The organism is Streptomyces sp. NPDC048516 (assembly GCF_043199875.1).
In the GTDB taxonomy this organism is placed as follows: domain Bacteria; phylum Actinomycetota; class Actinomycetes; order Streptomycetales; family Streptomycetaceae; genus Streptomyces.
Map to the genome: position 1 here is coordinate 125,820 of NZ_JBICWS010000003.1, position 12,130 is coordinate 137,949.

The window sequence follows — 12,130 nt, forward strand, 5'->3', positions numbered from 1 at the left end:
CCATGCCCACTGCAGGCCGGTGACGAATCATCGGCCAACGCTTTGCCCGATTCCAGCCGATGGTGGCCATGAGGCTGCGGCAGGGTGACGCGCGGGCGGCGCGGCGGCGTCCGCACGGCGGGCGGCGGCGGACGTGGCGCGCCGCACCGGGCCGACGCCGGGAATTTCTCCACCTGACGCACGTCGGCAATTCACCACAGCTCACCACGGCCATTCCGCCGGGGCATTCTGATCATTTTCCGGCCCGGAGAATTTCCCGTCCGTGGTATCCGTCACTGCCGTGCAGGGCGCCATCAAGGCTTATTAGCATTCGGACATAAGATCAAGGAATCGGACATTCCCCCTGAGTCGTTTGCGGGGGATACGGGGTGATTTGTGGGGATGATAGGGAGCGAAACGGACAGCGATGATGGGGGCTCTCCGCAGCGATACCAGATTTTATCCGCGCCCCGTCCGCGGTGGCACCCGAGGAAAAGGGAGAATGGCTTCGAGGCGGTTTTACGCATTCGCCGACCGCCGCTATCGTGCCTCCAATGTTTCCCGCTGCCCCGACACCGCGCACCGAACTTCCCCCTGCCCGGGCGGCGGAGGGCTCCGGCCGGACGGAGCCCACGGACCGGCAGTCCGGCGCGCACGGCGCCGAGGGAACCGAGGGGGCGGCGCCACCCGCACCGAAGAGCGACGGCCGCAACGCGTTCTTCGACAACGCGAAGTACCTGGCCATCGTGCTCGTGGCGATGGGGCACGCATGGGAACCGCTGACCGACGGCAGTCGCACCGCCGAGGCGCTCTACATGACCGTCTACACCTTCCACATGCCGGCCTTCATCATCATTTCCGGCTACTTCTCGCGCAGCTTCGACATGCGCAAGGACCGGCTGCAGCGGCTGGTCACCGGGGTCGCGGTCCCCTACGTCCTCTTCGAGACCGCCTATGCGTTCTTCAAGCGCTGGGCGGACGACGATCCCGGGCACCCCATCAGCCTTCTCGACCCGTGGTTCCTGACGTGGTTCCTGGTGGCCCTGTTCATCTGGCGGCTGACCACCCCGCTGTGGAAGATCGTGCGCTGGCCGATTCCGCTCGCGGTGGCCGTCGCCGTCCTCGCGTCCGTGTCCCCGGACATCGGCGATGACCTGGACCTCCAGCGGGTGCTGCAGTTCCTCCCGTTCTTCGTCCTGGGACTGGCGCTGCGGCCCGAGCACTTCAAGCTGGTGCAGCGGCGGGCCGTGCGGATCGCCTCGCTGCCGGTCTTCGCCGGTGCGCTGGTGATGGCCTACTGGGCGGCACCCCGGATGAGCTCGGCGTGGTTCTACCACCGCGACAGCGCCCAGGAATTGGGCACCACGTGGTGGATCGGCGCGGTGATGACGCTGGCGCTCTTCGGCTGCTCGATCGTGATGACGGCCTGCTTCTTCTCGTGGGTGCCGACCCGGCGGACCTGGTTCACGGTGCTGGGCGCCGGGACGCTGTACGGCTATCTGCTGCACGGTTTCCTGGCCAAGGGCTCGCGGTTCTGGGGCTGGTTCGACGACTACGCCTGGCTGCACTCCCCGCTCGGCGAGATCGCCGTCACCCTGCTCGCGGGAGGCATCGTGACGGCCCTGTGCACCCCGCCGGTCCGCAGGATGTTCCGCTTCGCGATGGAGCCGACGATGGCATGGGCGTTCCGCAAGGATCCGGCCGATACGGCGCGGGCCCGCGTCAGCGCCTGAGCGCGCGTCGTCGCGGTCGGCGGAGCGCTTTCCCCGGGCCGGCAAGATGTCCGCCCCGCGCGCCGGCTCCCTCGCCTCACGCGTCCCGGCAGATCAGCCGCGTTACGCGTCCCGGCAGATCAGCAGCAGCGCGCGGTCGTCGTTGACATCCTTGGCAACGGTCTCGATCAGATGCCAGGCCGCCCCGGCGAAGCCGCCGGCGACATAGCGGTCGGCCTCGCCGGTCAGCCGGTCGATGCCCTCGGTGATATCCCGGTCGGCGGCCTCGACCAGGCCGTCGGTGAACAGCATCAGGACGTCGCCGGGCCGCAGCGTCCCCTTGACCGGGTCGAACTGGGCGCCGTCGAAGACGCCGAGCAGCGGCCCCTCCCCCGGCTTCTCCTCCCAGCGGCCGCTGCCGGCGCTGAGCTGGAGGGCCGGCAGGTGTCCCGCGGAGAGGAGTTCGTAGTCGCCGGACTCCAGGTCGAGGACGAGATGGATGGACGTGGCGAACCCCTCGTCCCAGTCCTGGCGCAGCAGATAGCCGTTGGCGGCGGGCAGGAAGGCGTGCGGCGGCAGCGAGCCGAGCAGGCCGCCGAAGGCACCGGACAGCAGCAGCGCGCGGGAGGCCGCGTCCATGCCCTTCCCGGAGACATCGGTCAGCACCACTTCGAGGATCTGGCCGCCCTGGGTGCGGGAGGCCACCACGAAGTCGCCGGAGAAGAACTGGCCGCCGGCCGGGCGCAGCGCCATCTCGTGGTGCCAGCCCTCGGGGAGCGCGGGCAGCGTGCTCTGGACCCGGATCCGTTCGCGCAGGTCGAAGAGCATGGTGCCGCCGCGCCGCCAGGGCACCCCGACCCGGCTGCGGAACTGGGCGATCAGCAGGCCGGCGAACCCGGCCGCGGCGACGACCAGGACCGTGCCCGCGGTGATCCGTTCCGGCCCTTCGTCGTACGGGCCGAGCAGCGCGGCTTCGACGACCAGCGCGGCCGCGGACGCGGCGTACAGGATCAGGAGGTTGGCCGGCCGCAGCAGCAGTCCGCCGGCGATGACCGGGAGGACCAGCGCCGTCGGGGCGACCCATTCGGGCCACCCGAGGGTGCCCGCGGCGAGAGCGGGTATGGCGAGAAGGAGGACGGCCAGCGCGAAACGGTCTGAGCCGTCACCGCGGAAGTAGTCGACCCCCGCCTTGCGCACGCCGATACGGGCCCGGTGCAGGCTTTTGTGCACCCGGGCCGTCAGGGCTTCCGTTCCCTGGCCGGTTGTCATTGTTCTGGGACCTTATCCACCCGTTCGGCGGCGCGTCGATTCGCCGCACGACGGCCTGGCCGATTGCCGGGAAACGGCGTGCGAAATGCGGTCGTGCGGCCGGAGGGCGTCCTGCTGCCGCGCGGGTTTTGCCGGCGGGTCCGGCGGTCAGCCGCCGCCGGCGGGCGGCTGGCAGCCCGGGCACCAGAAGAGATTGCGGGCGGCGAGGCCGGCGGTGCGGATCTCGCTGCCGCAGAGGTGGCAGGCCTGGTGGGCCCGGCGGTAGACGTACACCTCGCCGCCGTGGTCGTCGACCCGCGGCGGGCGGCCCATGGCCTCCGGCAGATGTTCCGGGCGGACGGTGTCGATCCGGTTGTCCCGGACGCCCTCGGCCATCAAGAACACCAGGTCGGCCCAGATCGCGTCCCATTCGGTGCGGGTGAGGTCGCGGCCGGGGCGGTAGGGGTCGATGTGGTGGCGGAAGAGGACCTCGGCGCGGTAGACGTTGCCGACCCCGGCGATGATCTTCTGGTCGAGCAGCAGCGCCGCGATCGTCGTACGGCTGCGGGAGATCCGCTCCCAGGCTCGGGTGCCGTCGTCCCCGGGGCGCAGCGGGTCGGGGCCCAGCCGGTCGTGTATCGCGCGCTTCTCGTCCTCGGTGATCAGTGCGCAGGTGGTGGGGCCGCGGAGGTCCGCGTAGGCGGCCGGGTTCGCGAGCCGGAGGCGCACCGTGTCGGTGGGCGGCGGGGCGGGGGCCGTGCCGAAGCCGAGCTTGCCGAACAGCCCGAGGTGGACGTGGATCCAGCGGTCCGGGCCGAAGCCGAGGAAGAGGTGTTTGCCGTGCGCCTCGGCGGCCGTCATGACCTGGCCGTCCACGAGGGCGGCGCCGCCCGCGAACTTGCCCTGGGGGCTGCTGGCCCGTACCGGTCCGGCCTCGAAGCGTGCGCGGTGGTCCAGGGCGAGGCGGTGGATCGTATGCCCCTCGGGCACGGGTGTCCTCCAGTGGGCGCGCCCGCCCGCCCCGGCGGCCGGGGCGGGCGGGCGACGGGATGAACGGGGGTCAGCCCTGCGGGTGGTGGGCGGGAATGGCGGGCAGCTCGCCGGTGGTCTCGTAGGCCGAGAGCATGTCGATGCGGCGGGTGTGGCGCTCCTCACCCGAGTAGGGCGTGCCGAGGAAGACCTCGATGAACCGGGTCGCCTCTTCCTGGGTGTGCATCCGGCCGCCCACCGAGATGACGTTGGCGTTGTTGTGCTCGCGGCCGAGCTTGGCGGTCTCCTCGCTCCAGGCCAGCGCGGCCCGTACGCCCTTGACCTTGTTGGCGGCGATCTGCTCGCCGTTGCCGGAACCGCCGATCACGATGCCGAGGCTGTCCGGGTCGGCGGCGGTCTTCTCCGCGGCGCGCAGACAGAACGGCGGGTAGTCGTCCTGAGCGTCGTAGATGTGGGGACCGCAGTCGACGGGCTCGTGGCCGTGGGCCGTGAGCCACTCGACGAGGTGGTTCTTGAGGTCAAAACCTGCATGGTCGGAGCCGAGGTACACGCGCATGCGATGAGTGTGACACGAGCGGCGGCGGGTAGGCGCCGCTGGGTCTCACCGGGCTGCGTGCACAGAAAGCGACTCTCCGCCTTCCGTACGCAAGCGCAGAGCGAAGCCATCCAGGGTTTCACACAACAATCCGGCTGCAGACCTTCCAATCCACGGTTAACGAAGATCTAATGCGGGGGATCCATCCGCGAACCACGAAGGACGGTCACATGGGCGCGCACCCTTCCCCGAGCTCTCCAGGAGCAGGGGGCACCCCCACCTCCACACCGGCCCCCACCCCCGGCACCCCCGGCGGCGGGCCCTCCGGGGGACAGTCGCAGGACGGGCTGCAGGCAGGGCTCAAGAACCGCCATCTGTCGATGATCGCCATCGGCGGCGTCATCGGCGCCGGCCTGTTCGTCGGCTCCGGCGCCGGTATCGCGGCCGCCGGTCCCGGCATCCTGCTCTCCTACGCGCTGACCGGGCTGCTGGTCGTGCTGGTCATGCGGATGCTGGGCGAGATGGCCGCGGCCTCGCCCACCTCGGGATCGTTCTCCGCGTACGCGGACCGGGCGCTGGGCCGCTGGGCCGGGTTCACGATCGGCTGGCTGTACTGGTTCTTCTGGTCGGTCGTACTGGCCGTCGAGGCGACCGCGGCCGCCGCGATCCTCACCGGCTGGGTCCCGGCCGTCCCGCAGTGGGCCTGGGCGCTGCTGGTGATGATCGTGCTGACCGGTACGAACCTGGTCTCGGTCGGGTCGTTCGGCGAGTTCGAGTTCTGGTTCGCCGGGATCAAGGTCGTCGCGATCGTCGTCTTCATCGTGGTGGGCGCACTGGCGATATTCGGGCTGCCGCCGGGCGGCGCCCCGGTCGGTACGGAGAATCTGACCGGGCACGGCGGATTCCTGCCGCACGGTCCCGGCGCGATCCTCTCGGGCATGCTGCTGGTGGTCTTCTCCTTCATGGGCAGCGAGATCGTCACGCTGGCGGCGAGCGAGTCGCCGAACCCGGTGCAGGCCGTCCGCAAGGCCGTCAACAGCGTCATCTGGCGGATCGCGCTCTTCTACATCGGCTCGATCGCGGTGATCGTGACGTTGCTGCCGTGGAACGCCAAGGCGGTGGAGAAGAGCCCGTACGTGGCCGTGCTGGAGTCGCTGGACATCCCGTACGCGGGCACCGTGATGGACGTCGTGGTGCTGACCGCGGTGCTGTCCTGTCTGAACTCCGGGCTCTACACCGCCTCCCGGATGGCGTTCTCGCTCGGCCAGCGCGGGGATGCGCCGAAGTCGTTCGCCACCGTCAACAAGGGCGGGGTGCCGGCGGTCGCGATCTGGGCATCGGTCGCCTTCGGCTTCGTGGCGACGATCTTCAGCTACACCTCGAAGGACACCATCTTCCAGTTCCTGCTGAATTCGTCGGGCGCCGTGGCGCTGTTCGTGTGGCTGGTCATCTGCTTCTCGCAGCTGCGGATGCGCCGGGTCATCGAGCAGGAAACGCCGGAGCGGCTGACGGTGCGGATGTGGCTCTACCCGTGGCTGACCTACGCGACGATCGCGCTGATCGTCTTCGTCATCGGCTACATGTTCTACAACCCGGACGGACGCCAGCAGATGGTGCTGTCGGTGGTCGCGGCCGTGGTGGTGCTGGCGGTCGGCCTGATCCTGGACCGGCGGCGGCCGCGGGCGGCCGTGGCGGACGGGGTCGACGGGCCGGGCGCCCCGGGCGTGGGCGCCGGGGTGACGGACCGGGCCTAGTACCGGCGCGCGAACCGGTACAGGCAGCGCGCGAAGGGGCCGGGCCCCGTGCACACCTCTGTGGTGTGTACGAGGCCCGGCCCCTTCGCGCGCGGTGTGCGGCCCGCTCAGCCGCGGCGCCCGGCCAGCTTCCAGGCGGTGGGCAGCGCGCCCATGGCGAGCGCGGCCTTGAGGGCGTCGCCGATCAGGAACGGGACGAGGCCGGCGGCGACGGCCTGGCCGAGGGACATGCCGGTGCTCAGCGCCAGGTAGGGGACGCCGACGGCGTAGATCAGGGCCGTGCCCGCGGCCATGGTGGCGGCGGTGCGCAGCACCCCGCGGTCGCCGCCGCGGCGGGCCAGCGCGCCCACGACGGTGGCGGCGAGCAGCATGCCCACGATGTAGCCGAGGGTGGCCCCGCCCGCTCCCGAGGTGCCGCCGGCGAACCACGGCAGGCCCGCCAGCCCCGCCAGGGCGTACAGCGCCAGCGACAGCGCACCGCGGCTCGCGCCGAGCGAGGCGCCGACCAGGAGGGCGGCGAAGGTCTGGCCGGTGACCGGGACCGGGGAGCCGGGGACCGGGAGGGCGATCTGGGCCGCGATGCCGGTGAGCGCGGCGCCGCCGAGCACCAGCGCGGCGTCACGGACGCGGGCGCGGGAGGCGGTGGCGGCCGGCAGCAGATCGGCCAGGACAGCGCCAGGACGTGAGAGAGCGGCAGTGCTCATCGGGGCTCCGCGGGTGTGAGAGGGACGGGACGCGATGACGTTAGTCCAGCGGACCACCGGAGATCATCGTGTGGCGACGACAAAGCCGCGGCGGCCCGCTTGGAGAGTTCCGAACACGAGTTCCGGACAACCGCCACCATGCCCGGCTCCGGCGGGTCGTGCGGCGTCATTGCAGGTCACGTGATGCTCATCACGGCCCGGGCCGTCTCCGGACGCCGGTTTTGTGGTAGCGCGCGACCTGCGGCGACACTGGGCGCGCCCCGCGGTGACCTGTGGAGTTCCCCAACCCGCCTGCGGCCTCCGCCGCCCCGGCCCTTGCGAGAGTACGAGCCCATGCACGACGCACCGACCCACGCCGTCGAGTCCTCCCCGGGGACGGCTGCCGACGGGAAAGAGCCGCTGGCCGCGGGCCTCAAGCAGCGCCATCTGACGATGCTGGGCCTGGGCGGAGTGATCGGCGCCGGCCTGTTCGTGGGCTCCGGCGCGGGGATCGCGGTGGCCGGGCCCGGGATCGTGCTGTCGTATCTGATCGCGGGCGCGCTGGCGATGCTGGTCATGCGGATGCTCGGCGAGATGTCGGCGGCGATGCCGGCGTCCGGTGCGTTCTCGGTGCACGCCGAGCGGGCGCTGGGGCGCTGGGCCGGGTTCAGCGTCGGCTGGCTGTACTGGTTCCTGCTGGTCGTGGTGCTGGCCGTGGAGGCCACCGGTGCGGCGCAGATCGCGAACGGCTGGGTACCTGCGGTGCCGCAGTGGGGCTGGGTGCTGATCTTCATGATCGTCTTCACCGTCGCCAACCTGGCCGCGGTGAAGAACTTCGGCGAGTTCGAGTTCTGGTTCGCGACGCTGAAGGTCACCGCGATCGTGCTGTTCCTGGCACTGGGCCTGCTGGCGGTCTTCGGGGTGCTGCCGGACACCGAGCCCGTCGGGCTGGCGAACCTCACCGGACAGGGCGGGTTCCTGCCGCACGGCTGGGCCGGGGTGATCTCCGGGGTCCTGGCCGTGGTGTTCGCCTTCGGCGGCCTGGAGGTCGTCACCATCGCCGCGGCCGAGTCGGACGATCCGGCGCGTGCGGTGGGCCGGGCGGTGCGCAGTGCGGTCTGGCGCATCCTCTTCTTCTACGTCGGCTCGATGCTGGTCATCGTGACCCTGCTCCCCTGGTCGTCGATGCAGCCGGGCAAGAGCCCCTACGTCGCGGTGCTGGACAGCATCGGGGTGCCGGGCGCCGGCCAGATCATGAACATCGTGGTGTTCGTGGCGCTGCTCTCCGCGCTGAACGCCAATCTCTACGGCTCGTCACGGATGATCTTCTCGCTGGCCGAGCGGGGCGAGGCGCCGCGGGCGCTGCTGAAGGTGTCGGGGCGGGGGTCCCCCCGCTCATGGGGGTCCCCCCGCTCGAACGAAGTTGAGAGTGGGGGAGGAGCCGAGCGCGGTGGAGGGGTGCCGCGCCGCGCCGTGCTCGCCTCGGTGGCGTTCGGGTTCGTCTCCGTCCTGCTGAATCTGAAGTGGCCGGATTCGGTCTTCCTCTACATGCTCAATGCGGTCGGGGCGGTGCTGCTCTTCGTCTGGGGCCTGATCGCCGTCTCCCAGCTGCGGCTACGCCCGCGGATCGCCCGCGAGGCGCCCGGGAAGCTGACCTTGCGGATGTGGGGCTTCCCGTATCTGACCTGGGCGGCGCTGGTGGCGATGGGCGCGGTGCTGATCCTGATGCTGACCGATGACGCGGCCCGGCCGCAGCTGCTGTGGTCGGCCGGGGCGACCGGCCTGGTGCTGCTCGTCGCGGGCGGCCGCGCGCTGCGGGAGCGTCGCGCGAGTGCTGATTCGCGCCAGGTGGACGGTCACTCCACGTCATAATCGAACACAGACTGAACACACACGGTGCCGATGACGTCTGAATACCGAACATTCGCTGCACGACTGTTGCCCTGAGCGGACACCGGCGCTCAAACTGGGCCCGCTTCGCCGAGGACCCCGGAGTTCAGCCGTCGGCAGGCCCTGCGCGATCCGCCCGCACCGGCGGGGTCCAGGGGGCCCGGCAGCACCGTCGCACCGGTCGCGGCCCGGGGGAACGCAATATCGCCTTGCTCCGCTCTCACCTACTGGGACAGGTACGACATGAATCGGACACCCTCGTCCGCCGCATCCGCGCGCGAGCACGGCGACGCGGTCCAGGGCGCCGGCCCCGACAGCTCCACCACGCTGTCCAACGGCCTCAAGCAGCGCCACCTCTCGATGATCGCCCTGGGCGGGGTGATCGGCGCGGGACTGTTCGTCGGCTCCCGCGCCGGCATCGCGGCGGCCGGTCCGTCGATCGTGCTGGCCTACGCCGTCTCCGGCGCCCTGGTCATGCTGATCATGCGGATGCTCGGCGAGATGGCCGCGGCGAATCCGGCCTCCGGCTCCTTCTCGGTGCATGCCGAGCGCTCCATAGGCTCCTGGGCCGGGTTCACCGTGGGCTGGATGTTCACCGCGCTGCTGTGTGTGGCGGTGGCCGCCGAGGCGTTGGGCGCCGCGGACGTGATGCACCAGTGGTTCCCGGGAACCCAGCCCTGGATGTGGGTCCTGCTGTTCATGGCGATCTTCACGGGAACGAACCTGACCGCGGTCTCCAACTTCGGTGAGTTCGAGTTCTGGTTCGCCGCCCTGAAGGTCGCGGCGATCGGCATCTTCCTGGTGCTGGGCCTGCTGGCCATCTTCGGGGTGCTCCCCGGCACCCACGCCCCGGGCACCTCACACCTCACCGGTGACGGCGGCTTCCTCCCCAAGGGCGCCGACGGCCTGATGGTCGGTCTGCTGGCCTCGGTGTTCGCCTACGGCGGGCTGGAGACGGTGACCATCGCGGCCGCCGAGTCCAAGGACCCGGTACGCGGAGTGGCCCGCGCCGTGCGCACCGCGATGTGGCGCATCGCCCTCTTCTACGTCGGCTCGATGGCCATCATCGTCACGGTCATCCCCTGGAGCGCCCCCTCCATCGCCAAGAGCGGCCCGTACGTGGCGGTCCTGGACTACCTCAAGATCCCGGCGGCCGGCCAGATCATGAACGTGGTCATCCTGATCGCGCTGCTCTCCGCGGTGAACGCCAACCTCTACGGCGCCTCGCGGATGGCCTACTCCCTCATCTCCCGCGGCCAGGGCCCGGCCTTCCTCGGCAGGGTGAGCGGCGGCGTCCCGCGCCGCGCCGTCCTGCTGTGCTCCGCCTTCGGCTTCCTCGCGGTCCTCTTCAGCTTCCTGTGGCCCACCACGGTCTTCCAGTGGCTGCTGAACATGGTCGGCGCGGCCGTCCTGGTGGTGTGGGGCTTCATCGCCGCCGCCCAGCTGCGGATGCGGCGGCAGCTGGAGCGCGAGGCGCCCGAGAAGCTGGTGGTGAAGATGTGGGCCTTCCCGGTCCTGACCTGGGTGGCACTGGCGGGCATCGTCGCCGTGCTGCTGCTGATGGTGCGCGATGAGAACCAGCGGATCCAGCTGCTGTTCACCGGTGGCTTCGGGGCGGTGCTGGCCGTGATCGGGCTCATCCGGCAGCGGTCGCTGGGCAACGGCGCCGGTCTGGCCAAGGAGTAGCAGCTCCGCAGCGCTCCCCACTTCCACAGGCGGGGCGGGGCCTCCTTCCGAGGTCCCGCCCCGCCTGCGTCTTTGGAACCAGGCCGGTGCCCGTACCCGGCCGATGATCTCTCCTGCTGGTAGCGTGCTCTTGCACATTGATTGCAACTACTGCATATGAGCAGCTTGGAGGCGGGATCGGCATGGCGACCTACACACTTCCGGAACTCCCCTACGACTACGCGGCGCTGGCACCGGTCATCAGTCCCGAGATCATCGAGCTGCATCACGACAAGCACCACGCGGCGTACGTGAAGGGCGCGAACGACACCCTGGAACAGCTCGCCGAGGCCCGGGACAAGGACGCGTGGGGCGCCATCAACGGCCTGGAGAAGAACCTCGCGTTCCACCTCTCCGGCCACATCCTGCACAGCATCTACTGGCACAACATGACCGGTGACGGCGGCGGCGAGCCGCTGGCGAAGGACGGCGTGGGCGAGCTGGCCGACGCGATCACCGAGTCCTTCGGCTCGTTCGCGCAGTTCAAGGCCCAGCTGACCAAGGCCTCGGCCACCACCCAGGGCTCCGGCTGGGGCGTGCTCGCCTACGAGCCGGTCTCCGGGCGGCTGATCGTCGAGCAGATCTACGACCACCAGGGCAACGTCGGGCAGGGCTCGGTCCCGATCCTGGTCTTCGACGCCTGGGAGCACGCCTTCTACCTGCAGTACAAGAACCAGAAGGTGGACTTCATCGAGGCCATGTGGCAGGTCGTGAACTGGCAGGACGTCGCCAAGCGGTACGCCACCGCCAAGGAGCGCGCGCACAGCCTGCTGCTGGCGCCCTGAGGCGCTGAGACGTCCCGCCTCGTGATCGTCTTCTCACCTTTCACCTGGCGGGCGGAAGAACGGCCAGGCCCCACGAGGACGTGACTCGTGGGGCCTCGCCCGTGTCAGGCCCTCAGTCGAAGACGGGGCCCTGGGTCCGGGTCCGCTTGATCTCGTAGAAGCCGGGGATGGACGCGACCATCAGCGTCCCGTCCCACAGCTTGGCGGCCTCCTCGCCCTTGGGGGCCGGGGTGACGACCGGCCCGAAGAAGGCGATCTGCTCGCCGTCATGCCCCGGGACGGCGATGACGGGCGTGCCGACCTCCTGGCCGACCAGCTCGATGCCTTCCTTGTGGGAGGCGCGCAGCTGGGCGTCGTAGGTGTCCTTGCCGGCGTACTCGATCAGGTCGGCGGGCAGGCCCGCGTCCTTGAGGGCGGCGGCGATGCTCTCCGGGTTCACCCCGAGGCCTTCGTTGTGGAAGCGGGTGCCGAGCGCGGTGTAGAGCCTGCCCACGGCCTCGTCGCCGTGCAGCTGCTGCGCGGCGATCACCACGCGGACCGGGCCCCAGGCCTTGCCGCCGGGGCGCATGTTCTCGGCGTACTCCTCGGGCAGCTGGTCGAGCTTGTCCTCGTTCAGCACCGCCAGGCTCATCACATGCCAGCGCACCTCGACCGGGCGGACCTTTTCCACCTCCAGCATCCAGCGGGAGGTCATCCAGGCCCAGGGGCACAGCGGGTCGAACCAGAAGTCGGCGGGGGTCTTCGCGGCGTCGGACACGGGGGTCTCCTCATGAGAGCGGTGCTGGACCGGCAGGAAAGCCGGGCAGGGTCGGTTCACAGTGCTGCTCCG

General features: G+C 70.5%; 10 protein-coding genes. 5 read left to right on the plus strand and 5 right to left on the minus strand.

All coding sequences use genetic code 11. The annotated features are described in order from the left end of the window. Positions 1-533: 533 nt before the first annotated feature. Complete coding sequence (locus tag ACGFR7_RS07840; RefSeq protein ID WP_393314510.1) at positions 534-1,712, plus strand: acyltransferase family protein; 1,179 nt, start codon at positions 534-536, stop codon at positions 1,710-1,712. Between the two features lie 102 nt (positions 1,713-1,814). Here ACGFR7_RS07840 and ACGFR7_RS07845 read toward each other — a convergent pair whose 3' ends face one another. From ACGFR7_RS07845 to ACGFR7_RS07855, 3 genes are all read right to left on the minus strand, one after another. Beyond that, complete coding sequence (locus ACGFR7_RS07845; RefSeq protein WP_393314513.1) at positions 1,815-2,960, minus strand: PP2C family protein-serine/threonine phosphatase; 1,146 nt, start codon at positions 2,958-2,960, stop codon at positions 1,815-1,817. Positions 2,961-3,107: 147 nt separating this feature from the next. Beyond that, positions 3,108-3,929 carry an Fpg/Nei family DNA glycosylase gene (locus ACGFR7_RS07850; protein WP_393314516.1) on the minus strand — a complete coding sequence of 274 codons (822 nt, stop codon included), beginning with the start codon at positions 3,927-3,929 and terminating at the stop codon, positions 3,108-3,110. 70 nt (positions 3,930-3,999) lie between these two features. Next, positions 4,000-4,485, minus strand: a complete 486-nt coding sequence (locus tag ACGFR7_RS07855) for a ribose-5-phosphate isomerase (protein ID WP_393314519.1) — start codon at positions 4,483-4,485, stop codon at positions 4,000-4,002. 209 nt (positions 4,486-4,694) lie between these two features. Here ACGFR7_RS07855 and ACGFR7_RS07860 point away from each other — a divergent pair, with 209 nt between their 5' ends. Further along, positions 4,695-6,218: an amino acid permease gene (locus ACGFR7_RS07860; RefSeq protein ID WP_393314522.1), complete on the plus strand. Its 1,524-nt coding sequence runs from the start codon at positions 4,695-4,697 to the stop codon at positions 6,216-6,218. 107 nt (positions 6,219-6,325) lie between these two features. Here the strand turns inward: ACGFR7_RS07860 and ACGFR7_RS07865 are convergent, their stop codons facing one another. Then, on the minus strand, positions 6,326-6,922 hold the full coding sequence (locus ACGFR7_RS07865; RefSeq protein WP_393314525.1) for a biotin transporter BioY: 597 nt from the start codon (positions 6,920-6,922) through the stop codon (positions 6,326-6,328). Positions 6,923-7,255: 333 nt separating this feature from the next. On the opposite strand from ACGFR7_RS07865, the gene ACGFR7_RS07870 reads away from it, so the two are divergent. The 3 genes from ACGFR7_RS07870 to ACGFR7_RS07880 all read left to right on the plus strand — a co-directional run bounded on the left by ACGFR7_RS07870 (position 7,256) and on the right by ACGFR7_RS07880 (position 11,301). After that, positions 7,256-8,773, plus strand: a complete 1,518-nt coding sequence (locus ACGFR7_RS07870; protein ID WP_393314528.1) for an amino acid permease — start codon at positions 7,256-7,258, stop codon at positions 8,771-8,773. 261 nt (positions 8,774-9,034) lie between these two features. Continuing rightward, a complete protein-coding gene (locus tag ACGFR7_RS07875) occupies positions 9,035-10,477 on the plus strand; it encodes an amino acid permease (protein ID WP_393314531.1) in 1,443 nt (480 codons plus the stop codon). Between the two features lie 182 nt (positions 10,478-10,659). Beyond that, positions 10,660-11,301, plus strand: a complete 642-nt coding sequence (locus ACGFR7_RS07880) for a superoxide dismutase (protein ID WP_393314534.1) — start codon at positions 10,660-10,662, stop codon at positions 11,299-11,301. Between the two features lie 112 nt (positions 11,302-11,413). Here ACGFR7_RS07880 and ACGFR7_RS07885 read toward each other — a convergent pair whose 3' ends face one another. Continuing rightward, positions 11,414-12,058 (minus strand): DsbA family protein, encoded by a 645-nt coding sequence (locus tag ACGFR7_RS07885; protein WP_393314536.1) that lies wholly within the window; start codon positions 12,056-12,058, stop codon positions 11,414-11,416. Positions 12,059-12,130: the final 72 nt, after the last annotated feature.